The sequence below is a fragment of the Bacillus sp. GW823-FHT06A10 genome, from assembly GCF_058795375.1.
Genome location: NZ_JBXAHT010000001.1, coordinates 2,833,680 through 2,849,271 on the forward strand (window position 1 = coordinate 2,833,680; position 15,592 = coordinate 2,849,271).

At 35.7% G+C, this 15,592-nt stretch carries 16 protein-coding genes; 5 read left to right on the top strand and 11 right to left on the bottom strand.

The features are described from left to right. Nucleotides 1–34 precede the first annotated feature (34 nt). Complete coding sequence (gene acnA / locus AC1Q8M_RS14305; protein ID WP_000238552.1) at nucleotides 35–2,758, bottom strand: aconitate hydratase AcnA; 2,724 nt, start codon at nucleotides 2,756–2,758, stop codon at nucleotides 35–37. 291 nt (nucleotides 2,759–3,049) lie between these two features. Here acnA and sspO point away from each other — a divergent pair, with 291 nt between their 5' ends. Continuing rightward, nucleotides 3,050–3,199 carry a small acid-soluble spore protein SspO gene (gene sspO, locus AC1Q8M_RS14310; protein ID WP_098360616.1) on the top strand — a complete coding sequence of 50 codons (150 nt, stop codon included), beginning with the start codon at nucleotides 3,050–3,052 and terminating at the stop codon, nucleotides 3,197–3,199. A 41-nt stretch (nucleotides 3,200–3,240) separates the two neighbouring features. On the opposite strand, the gene pdaB is transcribed toward sspO, so the two are convergent. After that, entirely contained in the window at nucleotides 3,241–3,966 is a 726-nt protein-coding gene (pdaB, locus tag AC1Q8M_RS14315; RefSeq protein ID WP_061665781.1) for a polysaccharide deacetylase family sporulation protein PdaB, read from the bottom strand. Between the two features lie 46 nt (nucleotides 3,967–4,012). After that, nucleotides 4,013–4,276, bottom strand: a complete 264-nt coding sequence (locus AC1Q8M_RS14320; RefSeq protein WP_001146295.1) for a hypothetical protein — start codon at nucleotides 4,274–4,276, stop codon at nucleotides 4,013–4,015. Nucleotides 4,277–4,397: 121 nt separating this feature from the next. On the opposite strand from AC1Q8M_RS14320, the gene AC1Q8M_RS14325 reads away from it, so the two are divergent. Next, entirely contained in the window at nucleotides 4,398–4,520 is a 123-nt protein-coding gene (locus AC1Q8M_RS14325) for a small acid-soluble spore protein P (protein WP_000517654.1), read from the top strand. 123 nt (nucleotides 4,521–4,643) lie between these two features. Further along, the gene (locus tag AC1Q8M_RS14330; protein ID WP_141532479.1) at nucleotides 4,644–5,024 is read left to right on the top strand and encodes an Hsp20/alpha crystallin family protein; all 381 of its coding nucleotides are present in this window, start codon (nucleotides 4,644–4,646) and stop codon (nucleotides 5,022–5,024) included. Nucleotides 5,025–5,072: 48 nt separating this feature from the next. Here AC1Q8M_RS14330 and AC1Q8M_RS14335 read toward each other — a convergent pair whose 3' ends face one another. After that, nucleotides 5,073–6,311 (bottom strand): MDR family MFS transporter, encoded by a 1,239-nt coding sequence (locus AC1Q8M_RS14335; protein WP_000676814.1) that lies wholly within the window; start codon nucleotides 6,309–6,311, stop codon nucleotides 5,073–5,075. 66 nt (nucleotides 6,312–6,377) lie between these two features. Then, nucleotides 6,378–6,785: a hypothetical protein gene (locus AC1Q8M_RS14340; RefSeq protein ID WP_000965149.1), complete on the bottom strand. Its 408-nt coding sequence runs from the start codon at nucleotides 6,783–6,785 to the stop codon at nucleotides 6,378–6,380. Between the two features lie 137 nt (nucleotides 6,786–6,922). Between AC1Q8M_RS14340 and AC1Q8M_RS14345 the strand changes: the two genes are divergently transcribed. Next, nucleotides 6,923–8,125 (top strand): serine-tRNA(Ala) deacylase AlaX, encoded by a 1,203-nt coding sequence (locus AC1Q8M_RS14345; protein ID WP_000400374.1) that lies wholly within the window; start codon nucleotides 6,923–6,925, stop codon nucleotides 8,123–8,125. A 44-nt stretch (nucleotides 8,126–8,169) separates the two neighbouring features. Here AC1Q8M_RS14345 and AC1Q8M_RS14350 read toward each other — a convergent pair whose 3' ends face one another. Then, nucleotides 8,170–8,613: an NUDIX domain-containing protein gene (locus tag AC1Q8M_RS14350; protein WP_098360614.1), complete on the bottom strand. Its 444-nt coding sequence runs from the start codon at nucleotides 8,611–8,613 to the stop codon at nucleotides 8,170–8,172. Between the two features lie 104 nt (nucleotides 8,614–8,717). Between AC1Q8M_RS14350 and AC1Q8M_RS14355 the strand changes: the two genes are divergently transcribed. Then, complete coding sequence (locus AC1Q8M_RS14355; RefSeq protein ID WP_001247912.1) at nucleotides 8,718–9,299, top strand: DUF6434 domain-containing protein; 582 nt, start codon at nucleotides 8,718–8,720, stop codon at nucleotides 9,297–9,299. Nucleotides 9,300–9,307: 8 nt separating this feature from the next. Here the strand turns inward: AC1Q8M_RS14355 and AC1Q8M_RS14360 are convergent, their stop codons facing one another. The 5 genes from AC1Q8M_RS14360 to AC1Q8M_RS14380 all read right to left on the bottom strand — a co-directional run bounded on the left by AC1Q8M_RS14360 (nucleotide 9,308) and on the right by AC1Q8M_RS14380 (nucleotide 15,192). Further along, a complete protein-coding gene (locus AC1Q8M_RS14360; RefSeq protein ID WP_001078010.1) occupies nucleotides 9,308–10,399 on the bottom strand; it encodes an acetyl-CoA C-acyltransferase in 1,092 nt (363 codons plus the stop codon). Then, a complete protein-coding gene (locus AC1Q8M_RS14365) occupies nucleotides 10,392–11,855 on the bottom strand; it encodes an acyl-CoA synthetase (RefSeq protein WP_000513156.1) in 1,464 nt (487 codons plus the stop codon). The genes AC1Q8M_RS14360 and AC1Q8M_RS14365 overlap by 8 nt, the downstream gene beginning before the upstream one ends. Nucleotides 11,856–11,921: 66 nt before the next feature. Continuing rightward, entirely contained in the window at nucleotides 11,922–12,497 is a 576-nt protein-coding gene (locus AC1Q8M_RS14370) for a biotin transporter BioY (protein WP_001093335.1), read from the bottom strand. Between the two features lie 123 nt (nucleotides 12,498–12,620). After that, nucleotides 12,621–14,234 carry a long-chain fatty acid--CoA ligase gene (locus tag AC1Q8M_RS14375; RefSeq protein ID WP_061660267.1) on the bottom strand — a complete coding sequence of 538 codons (1,614 nt, stop codon included), beginning with the start codon at nucleotides 14,232–14,234 and terminating at the stop codon, nucleotides 12,621–12,623. A 169-nt stretch (nucleotides 14,235–14,403) separates the two neighbouring features. Next, nucleotides 14,404–15,192 carry a helix-turn-helix domain-containing protein gene (locus AC1Q8M_RS14380; RefSeq protein WP_090977375.1) on the bottom strand — a complete coding sequence of 263 codons (789 nt, stop codon included), beginning with the start codon at nucleotides 15,190–15,192 and terminating at the stop codon, nucleotides 14,404–14,406. Between the last annotated feature and the right edge of the window lie 400 nt (nucleotides 15,193–15,592).

Genomic DNA, 15,592 nt, shown 5'->3' on the forward strand with positions numbered 1-15,592 from the left:
TATTGTTAGCTTCCTTATTTTTCATTTCAATTATTTAGTTTGACACTTTTGATTCTTCGATTTTCTCACGAAGAACCATTTGCAGAATACCACCGTGACGGTAGTAGTCAATTTCTACTTCACTATCGAAACGAGCTACTACTTCAAATTGTTTTTCGTTGCCATCTAAATCAGTTGCAACTACTTTTACAAGATCGCGCGGTCTAACTGTTTTGTCAATTTGAATTTCAAATGACTCGTTACCAACAAGACCTAACGTTTCAGCACTTTCGCCATCTTTAAATTGAAGTGGTAATACACCCATTAATACTAAGTTACTGCGGTGAATACGTTCGAAGCTTTCTGCGATTACTGCTTTAATACCTAATAAGTTAGTACCTTTCGCAGCCCAGTCACGAGAACTTCCCATACCGTAATCTTTACCAGCAACAACTAGAAGACCTGTTCCATCTTCTTTATATTTCATAGCAGCATCATAGATTGATGTTACTTCACCAGTTGGCCAATATGTTGTATATCCACCTTCTGTTCCTGGTGCGATTTGGTTTTTAATACGGATGTTTGCAAATGTACCACGCATCATAACTTCATGGTTACCACGACGAGAACCGTAAGAGTTAAAGTCAACTGGTTGTACGCCGTTTTCTAATAAGTAGCGTCCAGCTGGTGTGTGCTTACCAATTGAACCTGCTGGTGAAATGTGGTCTGTCGTTACAGAATCACCAAATTTACCAACTATGCGTAAACCTGATAACGTTTCAACTTCACCTGGCTCTTTAGATAAACCTTCAAAGAATGGTGGGTTTTGAATGTATGTTGAATCATTATCCCAAGTATATAAAGCTTCGTTTGAAGTTTGGATTTCATTCCAACGCTCATTGCTGTTAAATACTTGTGCATATTCTTTCTTGAACAGTTCAGATGTAACAACACTTTGAACTACATCTTCAATTTCTTTAGCTGATGGCCAAATATCGTTGAAGTAAACAGCATTGCCATTTGCATCTTTACCGATTTCATCATTTTTCAGGTCAATATCAACAGTACCTGCAAGTGCATATGCCACAACAAGTGGTGGTGATGCTAAGTAGTTTGCTTTTACAAGAGGATGAATACGACCTTCAAAGTTACGGTTACCAGATAAAACAGATGTTACTAGTAAGTCGTTTGCTGCGATTGATTCTTCTAATTCTGGCGCTAATGGACCAGAGTTACCGATACAAGTCGTACAGCCGTAACCAACTGTTTGGAAACCTAATTGGTCTAAATATGTTGTTAAACCTGATTTATCTAAGTACTCAGTAACAACTTTAGATCCTGGTGCTAATGATGTTTTTACGTACTCAGGTACTACAAGTCCTTTTTCAATTGCTTTCTTCGCAACTAGACCTGCCCCGATTAATACGTATGGGTTTGATGTATTTGTACAGCTTGTAATTGCAGCGATTGCAATTGCACCTGTTTTCATCGTTACTTCTTTATCTTCTAATGTAACCTTCACTTCTTTATCGAACTCTTGCTCATTAAATCCAAGTCCTTGTGTTCCAACTGGTGCTAAAACAGCTTTGTGGAACGCATCTTTCATATCTGAAAGTGGAATTAAATCTTGTGGGCGTTTCGGTCCAGAAAGGTTAGATTCGATTGTATTTAAATCAATTTCAACAAGATCAGTGTAGATTGGATCTTTACTGTCTGCTGTATAGAATAAACCGTTCGCTTTACAGTATTCTTCAACAATACGAATTTGCTCTTCATCTCTACCTGTTAAACGTAAGTATTCTAATGAAATATCATCGATTGGGAAGAATCCACAAGTTGCGCCGTATTCTGGTGCCATATTTGAAATTGTTGCACGGTCAGCTAAAGGCATGCTCTTTAGTCCATTACCGAAGAACTCAACAAATTTACCAACTACACCTTTTTGACGTAATACTTGTGTTACTTTTAATGCAACGTCTGTTGCTGTAGTACCACTTGGAAGTGTGCCAGTTAATTTCACACCGATTACTTCAGGTACTGGGAAGTATGAAGGCTGTCCAAGCATTCCTGCTTCTGCTTCAATACCACCAACGCCCCATCCAAGAACGCCGATACCGTTAATCATTGTTGTATGCGAGTCTGTTCCAACTAATGAATCTGGGTATGCAACTAAGTCACCTTCAGCATTTTTCACAGCATGAACAACTGGTGCTAAATATTCAAGGTTTACTTGGTGTACAATGCCTGTAGCTGGTGGAACTGCACGGTAGTTATCAAATGATTTTTGTGCCCAGCTTAAAAATTTATAACGTTCTTCATTACGTTTAAACTCTAAGTCCATGTTGAATGCAAGCGCGTCTGCCGTACCCGCTCTATCAACCTGTACAGAGTGGTCAATTACAAGGTCTACAGTAATTTCAGGATTAATTTTGTCAGGATCCCCACCCATGTCTGCCATTGCTTTACGAAGCGAAGCCAAATCAACAACAGCTGGAACACCAGTGAAATCTTGTAAAATTACACGTGATGGTTTAAATGGAACATCGATATCTTGCACATCTTTCGTTCCCCATTTCGCTAAATTTGTAACATGCTCTTCTGTGATTACACGTCCGTCTACTTGACGAAGTACTGATTCAAGTAAAACTTTCACGGAATATGGTAATTGAGATACGTTGCCAACCCCTGCATTTTCAAGCGCTTTCAAATCATAATAATGATACGTTTTTCCATCTACTTCAAAAGTTGCACGTGATTGAAATGGATTATGTTTGACCATTATGTTTCCCCCCTGTTAAACGTGACTAAGTTGTCTGAATATAAAATGTAGACAAACTTTTCAATACCTTACGATAATATCTTATTACAACTTTCTAAATAAGTAAATAATAAGAAACTTATAGATTATCATAAGTTTTCTTTATGTTTCTAAATTTGAATAGCTTTCATGCTCCTTATGAATACTATTATCATAAAGTAAAGTGCTCTATCAGCGGTTTACTTACAGTTCATACATACTATGAACTGCTCATCATTCAACATACAAAAAATGTTATAGGGGTGAAATAAAATGGGTAAAAGAAAAGCAAATCATACTATTTCAGGAATAAATGCTGCATCTGCACAAGGACAAGGAACTGGTTACAATGAAGAATTTGCAAACGAGCCTTTAACTCCAGCAGAGCGACAAAATAATAAGAAACGTAAAAAGAACCAGTAAAGAAAAATCCCAAAAGGTCTATTTTCCTTTTGGGATTTCTTCTAATGTTTATAACGTAGTAATTCCGAAACCGTTACAAATCGATAGCCCTGTTTTTTCAGCTCAGGTAAAATTTTTGCTAGCGCTGCTACCGTTTGACTACGATCATTCCCTCCATCATGTAACAATACAATATCGCCACTTTTAGCATTTTTCACTACATGATTTACAATGGATTCAACCCCTGGATTTGCCCAATCACGCGGGTCTTGATGCCACGACCATAGAACGGTTTGATAGCCAGCCTCTTTCGCTGTTTTAAATACAGCATCGTTAATATATCCGCCAGGAGGACGGAATAGCAAAGGTTCTTTCACCCATTTTTCAAAAAATTTCTTTCCATCTAAAATATCATTTTCTAATTTTTCATCTGACGAATTACTTGCGTACAAATGATTCATCGTATGATTTCCAATCTCATGTCCCTCTTTTAACACTTGCTTTACTAAATATGGATTACGCTGAACTCGAAATCCAATCATAAAAAATGTCGCTTCCGCCTTATATTGACGTAATAAATCTAAAACTTGTGGTGTATACGTTGGATCTGGCCCATCATCAAATGTAATTGCAATAATTTTTTCATTATTAGGTACTTCCCATGTTACATAACCAGTTGGTTCTAACTCTTTTCTGAGCAACATTTTCGCTTCCACTTTTTCCACTTGAAATATATGTACTGCACATAACAAAGAAAAAACTAATAGAAAAATTTTCTGTTTTAGCATAACGTTTACTAAAGCAGCAAGGTTGTCGAATAGACAACAACCTCATTTACTTTTCTAATTGATCTACATTTCGCATTATATTTTGGAGATTATTTTCATATTGCTCAAGTTGTGGACGTTGTGTTTCTGAAGCTACCTCTAGTGCATTTTGAATTTGTTCATACGCTTCCTGAACCTCTTGGCGTAACTCTTTTAAATCATGACCGTAGTTAGGGTCATTTTTCACAATATTATTAAATGCATTTTCTGCTTGTGTAACTCCTTGCTGTGCCGCTTGAAAGGCTTGTTGCTTATCTTTATGATATGGCATTATATAATCCCCTTTCTATAATTGTTAGTCCCCTTTATCTTTACCTTTTTTTCTAAAAACATTCTCGTATAAAATCGCCAACTTCTCTCATTCTAAAAAGAAAGAGGAGGTGTCATATACAATGGGTAAAAACAACCGTGAATCAAAAGAAAAACAAGGACAACCTGAACCATTAAGCGGATCTCATAAAGTAAAAAACCGTAACCATTCACGCCAAAAAAAACATTCACATCATGATATGTAATAAAAACATTCACATACCGTGCACATTCAACATAAAATGTTTGTATTTCATCATTTATTCTTCACCTCTGTTTCATTCATGCATAACATGATATGAATTGATATTTTACGGAGGGTGTCTTACATGGGCAAGAAAAAGAAGAATTGTCTTTTTCATGTTGATGGTTTCGAAGAATGGATGGATCAATTTTGTTCCGATTCTTATAGTAACTTTAGCTTTCCAAATCAAATTCACATCGATCTTTGCGAAACCGAAGAAGAATATATTTTGGAAACAGATGTACAAAATGTCACGGAACAAAATGTACTCATTAAAAAGTTAGAGACAGGCCTAGCTATATGCATACTTCATAAAAACATTTACTTACAACGAACAATCCCTTTACCTACTACTATCATTTATAAAAAGATGCTAGCCTGCTTAGAAAACGGATTTTTAGCCATTCATATTTCCAAAAATGAAGTTGCTGATAAGCATGAAAAAAAAGTTCTTTTTTCAAATTAAGAGTTAATATAATTCAAACTAAGCCCCAGTTGGTTACTGGGGCTTATGTTATTTCGCATGCATTTCTATATTAGAATTTCTATCATATCTTTTTTTCGATAAACCTTTTGTAACTAAAAGCACAGGAAATGCCACAGTTGAAAATATAGCTAGTGCTGAAAATACCGCAAACCCATTTTGGTACCCGTAGTAATCGAGAAGTACTCCTCCGAACCACGGACCTATTACTACTCCAATTCCCGAAAAGCCCATCGCACCGAAGTATGTTCCTTTTAGATGCGCAACAGCAATATCATCAATAAATACATCCGTCATCGAAAACATTAAGACTTCTCCAATTGTAAAAATAATTGTACAAACGGCAGCACCTAGCATAGATTCTACTATTCCAAAGCCAAATAATCCCCCGCTCACAAATAAAGTCCCAACCATAATTGATGTTAACGGTGTATACTTTTTGCACATTTGAATAACAGGGTATTGGATAATCACTACAACAATTGCATTTAAAGCGAGCATATATGAGAATAGCTTCACCCCATCCTCAAATATATGTGCATTTGCAAAATATTGAGATACTGTCGTCGTTAAATGGGAAAAACCGCAATTACTCAAAATAATACCGACTAAAGCAACTAAAAATACTATATCTTTTCGCAATATACGTATTGCATTTAGCATTGTAACAGTTTTTTCTGTACTCACTTTCTTTTTTTCCATTGGATACTTCTTAAATTGGAACGCTAATATAGCTGTATATAGAATATATACCCCAGCTGCTACTAAAAAAGGAATTGTTGATTTTGCACTTCCAATCTGTAATCCAACAATTGGTCCAATTGCAACTCCAACATTTATTGCACCGTATCGTAAGTTATAGACGAGTAACCGATACTCAGGCTTTGTTAAATCTGATAATAATGCTCTTGATGTTGGCTCAAAAAACGACCTACATAATCCATTTAAAGCGTTTAATAAAAAGAAACTTAAAACATGATCCGCAAGTGAAAAACCTATAAACACAAAAACCCAAACGATCATGGACCAGAGCATAATCGTTTTCCGGCCAAATCGATCTGATAAATTCCCTCCGATAAAACTAGCAAAAACACCAACAAGTGCACTCGTTCCGATAATAGCACCAGTCATTCCAGCTGATACACCTTTAACAGTCGTTAAATAAATCGCTAAAAAAGGGATACTCATTGAAGTTGCAAACCTAGCAAACAATGTACCTAAAATAATACTCATTCCAAGCGGATGAATATGCTGTAACTTCCCCTTCATCGTTAAACCTACTCTCTCTATTTTCACAAAAAAAGAAAGCAAAGGATCTGCTTTCTTTTCCTTTTTCTATACTTGAGCTGTTGATACCCGAGTTGTTCTCGTTATGTCCATATCAATTCCATATGTGAACTGTAATTCTTTACACACATCTTTAATTAAGATTGCGACATTATACTTTTCATTAAATTGTAAAACTATGTTTTCTACTTCTTCATATGTATACTTATATTCCCCTGTAATGACACTTTTTAGATCAAAGCATTCGTTAATACAAAGTTGTACAAGTAGCTGGTCATATTTCTCTATTACATCTTCTTTCTTCCAAAGTAACTCTTTTACATATAATCGATCAAACTTCACACTTTCTCGATTACAATCCGTTAAAATCCGGGTCATTTCGTTTAATTCTCGATATAATTCGGAAATATTTCTACTTAAACTAAGCAGTTTATCTACGCCGTTTTCATATAACATATTTATTCCACCCCCGCATTTTCTTTCCCTTATTATAGCAAGAAAATTCTAAAAATAGTTTCTTTCTTCTGAAATATTAGGAAACTAATTTCAATTGCATTACAATGAAACTAGTTAATGCGAGGGGAGAAAGAAAATTGGAGCACAAATTATATTACACTGACGCTTATAAGCAAGACTTTACTACTAAAATTATAAAGCAAGATTATGATAAAGACGGTAACTTATACGTTGTTTTGAATGAAACAGCATTTTATCCGACAGGTGGCGGACAACCATATGATACTGGTACATTAAATGATATCAATGTAATCAATGTAGAAGAGATAAACGGAGAAATTCGTCACTACATTGCAGAACAATTACATACAGAAGACGTAGAAGGTAAAATCAATTGGGAGCGCCGTTTTGATCATATGCAACAACATGCAGCTCAGCACATTTTATCTGCTGCTTTTTGGGACCATTTTAACATGCCTACAATTGGATTCCATCTTGGTAAAGAAACAGTAACAATTGATTTAGAAACAGAAAATCTTCATGCAGAAACGGTTGAAAAAGCAATACAAATTGCAAACAAAATTGTTTTTGAAAACCATCCAATCCGCATCCAGTGGATGAACTTAGAAGAAGCGAAAACGTTGCCCCTTCGTAAAGAACCGACTATGACAGAAAATATACGGGTTGTTATTATCGAAAACTTTGACTACAACGGTTGTGGTGGAACGCATCCGAAACGAACTGGTGAAGTTGGTCCTATTCAAGTACTAGGATGGGAGCGCAATAAAGGTGGTATACGCTTAACGTTTATCGCTGGTTGGCGTACACTTAAATTAATGGGACAACAGCAACAAATTATGAAAGATGTTTCTAAACAATTAAACAGTAGCGAAACTGATATTCCAGCAAAAGTGGCGCAACTGCTTACTTCTCAAAAAGAAAACGAAAAAGCAATACAAACAATGAATGAAAAATTATTATTTGCAGAGGCAAATGAACTACTTCTACAGCCTATAAAAATTCATGCTGACATACTTATTTCTAAAGTATTTACAAATCGTTCTATGCAAGAAATCGCAAAGCTTTCCGCTATTATTACAGAACAACAAGAGCATGCAATTACGTATTTCGTCATCGAAAATGATGACAAACTACAATGTATTCTCGCTTGCGGAAAATCAGTATCACTCGATATGAATGCTCTTTTAAAAGACGCTCTTCCTACAATCGAAGGAAAAGGTGGCGGAAATAAGAAGAGTGCTCGCGGTGGCGGGAAAGCAATTATGAGCGGAGATGAATTTTTAAATCAGCTTGTTTCTTCTTTACAGTCGGCGGTGTAAAGCATTTTTAGTAAGGATAGCTAATAGCTATCCTTACTCTATAGTTACAGGCCAATATTTTGTTTCAATCCTTGGTAACTCCCTGCATTTGAAAAACCTTCACTTATAAGAGTTATAAAAGTTTCCGAAAAACCATAATGACTTAAATCTTTAATCGGCACCATTTGCACATCATGAATTGGATTATGATCAAATTCATTAGAGGGTAACATAATTTCCCCTGTAAGCTTTTCAAGTAGAAATGTAATATGTAATAAAGATGGACTGGCATCCAGTTTATCACAAACATAGAGTAGCTTCTTAATTTTAACTTCTAATCCCGTTTCTTCTCTCATTTCTCTAATCATCGCCTCTTCTAACATTTCACCATTCTCCACTCTTCCTCCAGGTAAAGACCAATTCCTATTAGCAACTTTTTGCTTTACTAGCAATAATTTTTCACCTTCAATTAAAATTCCCGTAACACGAACTTGCATTACATTTTCCATATGTAATCTCCTCTTCCCATTATATTTACAAATTAACCCTTCCATAAAAAGAACATACGTTTTATAATTGAAGAAAATTATGGAAGAAAGTAGTTGTTACATTCATGCGTCCAACTTTAACAAAGTCTATATCACTTGAAGATTTCCAAAACTATTATTGGTTAAAAGCAGAACTCCAAACATTTTGTCGTGAGAATGGGTTGCCAGCTAGTGGCTCTAAGATCGAAATAACCGAGCGTATCTCACATTATTTAACTACTGGTAAAATATTAAAAAACAGCTCTGTTCAAAAGGTGAGTAAAGCTTCCCTATCCTATAAAGACCTTTCTCTTCAAACGATTATTACTAACAATCACCGCTGTAGCGAAGATGTTCGTGCTTTTTTCAAAGAAAAAATCGGAACAAACTTCCGCTTTACAGTAGCTCTTCAAAAATTTTTCAAAGAGAATGTTGGAAAAACATATGAAGACGCGATAGCTTTTTGGCATGAAGAAAACGAACGAAAAAAAGACCCTACATACAAAACAACTATCGGTACACAATTTGAATACAATCGCTTTACTCGTGACTTTTTCGAAGATCCAAATAATAAAGGGAAAGCAAAAGCTGATGCGATTGCTGCTTGGAACGAAATGAAAGCGAAGCCTGGTAGCAATATTTATGTTCCTCAAAAAGTAGAAAACTAGTTACCTCGCTAGTCTTCTACTTTTTCAAATAATAGCGCAATCCCTATCCCGCCTCCAATTCCTAATGTAGCAATTCCATATTTCATAGACTCTCTTTGTGCCTGATAAAACAAACGTGTTACAAGCATAGCACCAGATGCACCGTACGGATGACCGAGCGCAATTGCTCCACCATTTACATTTACTTTTTCGTACGGAATTTGTAACTCTTTTGCGCAAGCAACAACTTTTGAGGCGAATGCTTCATTTATTTCAAAATAATCGATGTCCTCTACTTTTACATTCATTTCGTTTAATAATTTGTTCACCGCAAATATCGGACCAGTCCCTGGAAGCTTGGGATCCACTCCCACTACAGCACTACGAACGAAACGAAGTACAGGCTTGTATCCTAACTTTCGGGCTTGTCCCTCTTCCATTACAAGAACAGCACATGCCCCATCATTTACACCGCATGAATTACCTGCCGTTACTGTTCCATTTTGTAAAAATGCGGGCTTTGTTCTTTTAATGATTCGTTCATAATTCATTTCTGGCTTTATAGATTCATCTAATAATCCATTAAAAGAAAATATTTCATCATGTATATATCCTTTTTCTAACGCTTGCAGTGTCCGCTTATAACTAAGACAAGCATACTCGTCTTGCATTTCTCTCGTTATATTATAACGCTCCGCAACATATTCAGCCGCTACTCCCATGTCAGGATCACCAATTGTTTCAGGTGAAAATCTTGCTCTTTTTTGAAAAGGTGACGTACTTGTACTCTCTACTCCCCCGGCGATATAACACTTACCTGCCCCGCCTTGAATGAGATGACACGCAGTTCGAATTGCTTCTAAACCAGAACCACATTGCCGATCAATCGTTACACCAGGAATATGATAGCCAAGTCCCACCTCTAAAGCAGATAATCTCGCAACATTCCCTCCTGGCCCAACAACATTACCTAATATGACATCATCTATTTCCCTCTCAATCCCTTTACTTAAAAACGTAAGAAGCGGCGTTGTTAATTGCTGAACTTCATACTCTTTTAACATCCCATTCTTCTTACCAATAGGTGTTCTTTTCGCCTCTACAATAACTGCTCTATTCATATATTTTCTCCCGGTTTTCAATCATACTTTTTGCTTCCATACGAGCGATTTTCCCACTATTTGTATAAGGTATTCCATCTACAAAATGCCATTCTTTCGGTATTTTAAAAGAGGATAATCTCTGTAAGCAAAAACTCTTTAATTGTTGTTTCGTAGCACTTCCTTTTACGATCGCGACGGGCTTTTCACCCCAGTAACTATCTTTCACACCAATTACAACTATTTCATCAACAGCTGGGTGTTCATGTAATACACTTTCTATTTCTTCTGGATAAATATTGATTCCTCCAAATAAAATCATATTCTTCTCTCTACCAACAATATATATAAAGCCTTCTTCATCTTCATAGCCTACATCTCGCACTGTCATCCAACCTTCTGCATTCAACTCCCGTGTTAAAACCCCATCTATTATGTATCCCATAAAAAACTGATCACTTTTCACATAAACAGTTCCTATTTCACCTTTTTGTACTTCTTCGCCTGCTTCATTACATATTCGAACTTGCACATTATGACAAGGTTTTCCTACTGAATTTGGCCTTCTTTCGCTTTCTGCATCGACTAGTGCTGTTACAAAACTTAACTCTGATGCACCATAAAATTCATATCTTTTCGCATAAGGAAATATATTCTTTATTTTTTCTTTCGCTTCAGCTTCCCATTTCGCTCCTGACGAAATAATTTTCACTTTATTTTCTATTAATCTACTTTCTTTATATAAAGATTCAAGCATTGTCGGAACTGTATACATAACTGATATATTTTCAGTTTCTAACTTATCTAATACTTGATTTGGAAAGAACTTTCTCATAATGTGCACTGTTTGTCCTACATATAATGCACTTATTGCCCCGTATAAGAAAAGAGAATGAACGAGCGTCCCAGCTATTAAAATCGAATCCTCCCTTTTCATATGAAAATCATGTACATTACAATCAAAACTATGAACCCACGATTGTTGTGCACGTAAAAATGCTTTTGCTGTTCCTGTTGATCCTGATGTAAATCCCATATAAAAAGGAGCATGTTGTACACTTTCTACAGTGGAATATGTAGGAAGATATTTCTCTATCATTCTTTTCCACTCATCAATTTCAATTACTCTTCCTTCTTCATCCAATAGATCATTCACCTTATATCGTTCTGTCACAATCATATCCGGATTACTAATTTCAATTCTTTCTCTGAGCTCATCTTGTTTCCACTTTATATCTAACGGAACACAAACCCACCCGGCCATAGCGGCACCAGAAAATAGTTGTAAAAACTCTATACGATTTTCTAATAGGATTGCTATCGTTTTATTCTTCGATTTTTTTTCATTTAACCAGCTTGCTACTTTACAAACTGATTCAAACCACTCTTTATATGTTAAAACTCTATCATTTTCCTTTATCGCTATTTTATTTGGTTGTAAAGAGGCATGCTTTTTATATTCTTTTGTAATCCCCATATGAGACGTCCTTTCTTTGCAATAATAATAAAAAGAAACACGCAATTAACGTGTTTCTTCCCTTTATCATCCCGCATTTGTATATTTTCCATTCTTTAAAGCGGGCGTAATAATATGTTTCAATGAACGATGTAATTTTGTTACGAGAACTGCCGCAATAATTGCTTTTATACAATCCCCTGGTAAAAACACAGCACTCACTTTCATTGTCTCCCATACAGAAACTTCCATTAAGAACGCTTGTACAGTAATACCAAATACATAAACTACGAAAATACCACCAATTATATTAATACATAATACTTTTATAATAGAAACTTCACGTAAACGCTCAATTAAATAACCAATAACAAACGCCCCAATGATGTAACCAAGTAAATATCCTGCACTTGGTCCAACAAATACACCAAGGCCACCGCGTCCACCAGCAAGCAATGGTGCTCCAACTCCTACAATAAGTAAGAAAATAAGCTGACTTAACGCACCTAGACGTGATCCTAACAACCCACCCGCAAGCATAACACCGAGTGATTGCAATGTAATTGGAACTGGTGTAATAGAAAGAGCAATCGGAGGTATTAACCCTAACACTCCCATAATAGAACTAAATAAAGCGACGAAAACTAAATTTTTTGTATTCATATTTGCTTCTCCTATTTGTAAACTTAAAATTGTTTTTAGATAACATATCACAAAAATTATATTATCTTTCCACTCCTCTTTTGTCAACCGTTAATGTATTAGAGTTTACAAATAAAAGTTCACTTATTTCTCTCTATGCAAATGCTCCAGTTCTTTCCGAAGCGCCTGTTTTAAAAACTTCCCAACAGATGTTTTCGGTATTTCTTCCATAAAGACAATATCGTCTGGCAACCACCACTTCGCAAACTGTGGTTTTAAAAACTCATATATTTCTTCTTTTGTAACCGTACTATTTTTCTTTTGAACAACGCAGGCAATTGGTCGCTCTTGCCACTGAGGGTGAGGAACTGCAACGACAGCCGCTTCAAATATAGCATCATGTGCCATTAAAGCATTTTCAAGATCGACCGAAGAAATCCATTCTCCCCCGCTTTTAATAACATCCTTCGTACGGTCAACAATTTTCACGCAACCTTCCTCATCCACTGTGACAACATCACCAGTATATAACCATCCATCGCGAAAACCTTCGACAGTACGATCATCGTTATAATAGCTTTCAGCGATCCAAGGTGCTCGTAAACATAATTCTCCCATCTCAGTACCATCCCACTTCACTTCACCATTTGTACCGACTACTTTCATCTCGACACCAGGTACAAGATATCCTTGTTTAGAGCGAATTTCTAGTTGCTCTTCATACGATAATTCCGTTTCATAACTTTTTAAACGTGCAAGTGTTACGAGTGGACTCGTTTCAGTCATACCATATGCATGTATGAACGGAACATTATGTTTCTGTTCAAATGCTTTAATAACACTTTTCGGCGCCGCTGCACCTCCGCATAGTATTCTCGTCATACTAGATAAATCGTAACTATTATTTTCTAACTCTTGTAATACGCCGAGCCAAATTGTCGGCACACCCGCAGCTAACGTCACTTTTTCTGATTGAATCATCTCTAATAAAATTTTTGGAGTAAACATCGGTCCAGGAAGAACTTGTTTTGATCCAAACCAAGTAGCCGCAAAAGGAAGTCCCCAAGCGTTCACATGAAACATCGGGACGATTGCCATTGCTGCATCACTTTCCGATAAAGCAGCTGTATCCGCTAAACCGAGTGCCATACAGTGTAATACAGTACTACGATGCGTATATACAACACCTTTTGGATTTCCTGTAGTCGCTGACGTATAACACATACCAGCAGGTGTATTTTCATCAATATCTTTTACAAATTGGAAATTTGGATCACCTTCTTCTAATAGCTTTTCATAATGATATACAGGCTTCAGCGTCGTATTTGGGAGTTTATCTTTATCAGTCATAATAATGTAAGCTTGTACAGTTGATAATTGTGATTGAATATTTTCAACAAGCGGTACGAGATCTTCATCTATAAGTAGAATTCGGTCTTCTGCGTGCTGAATAATGTATGAAATATGTTGAGGAGATAAACGAATGTTAATTGTGTGCAAAACAGAAGCAATACCTGGAATAGCAAAATACGCTTCCACATGTCGATGATGGTTCCACGCTAACGTTCCTACACGTTCACCTTCTTTAATTCCAAGCTTTTTCAACGCACTGGAAAGTCTTCTCGTCCTTTCCCCTAACTGCTTATACGTTAATGTCGTAATGGTATCATGTGTGCGAGAAACAATTTCTTTCTTTGAGAATAACTTTTCTGCTCTTTCCATCATAGAACTAATTGTTAGCGGTACATTCATCATCATATTGGTTATATCCCCCTTTAAAGCGTTTTCATTTTTTCGTTTATTATAACAGACTTCCGCAAATGATTACGACATTTTTCTATATTTTCTGAATTATTTCTTTGGAAATAATTCAGAACGATAAAAAACATGTTTTGAATACATTGATTCGAAACATGTTTTTTATTTTTTATAAACTATCTACCATTTTCCTTACTTTCTTTTTCAATTTAAAAATAAAACGATTACTGTATTCCTTATTTTCTACTAAAATCCGATACGTCTCTAACACCCCTAACACACGAACAAAAAGATAAACTCCGATAGCAATAAGTACAACACAATAAGGATAATACTGTACGAGTTCTCCTGAAGTAATTCGTTTTTTCTCAAATAAAAACGGTATCGCTCCTGCTGCAATAAAACAAAATCCAACGATCACTACTGCCGTATACTTCTTCTTAATAGTCGCATATCTTTTGGTCAATTCTTTTAGAAAGTTTTGATCAAATAGTAGTTCTTCCTTTTTCAATACATTGTATCGACTCTCTTCTATCGTTACAGGTGCCATCATTGCTCCGATTCCAAGCACTGCAATGATAATGACAAGAAACGTAGACATTGTTGCATTTTCTTTAAATAATAAGTACGGTATTGTAGATAAAATAAGCAAGCTAAATCCTAATGCAATATATTTAGAAATTTTTTGTCCATACACTACATACCCTTCTGCCATTTCCTTACTTACATAATAACTATTTTCCTTTTCGTTACTTTGCTCAGCAGTTTCTTTTAATAAATAGTCAAGTGATACTTCAAATACATTTCCAATCATTATTAACTTTTCAGTTTCAGGAAAACCTTGACCGTTTTCCCATTTACTAACCGCTTGCCTTGTTGTGTTTAATTTTTCAGCTAATGCTTCTTGAGAAAGGCCCTTTTCTTTTCTTAATTTAAAAAGCTTTTCACCAAATCCCATATGTGTGTCCCCCTTTGTTATCTTACCTAAATTGTATGTAAACATTGCCTTTATCTCTATCTTCCCGCGGTTGCACTTTGTCAACTTACGGTTGCGAATGTGTTATATAGTGGTTTTGTATACGATTTAGCTATTATTCTTCTATGATTATGGCGTTAATAAACCACCCTCTCCTAATAACCATTTATAACAATTAAAGGTAATTATTGTTATAAAAAAACAAAAAAACTCCTTTATTTAAAGGAGTTTTAAATATGAAATATTCCAAGAGGAGCTGTTTTTTCTTCCTCCTACTGCCTCACAATTTCTTCTATATATTTTTATGTGTCATATAACGAACTATGTACAGTATATGTTTTCATCTCTTTATCTGAGGCATACTCATATATATATATGTAAA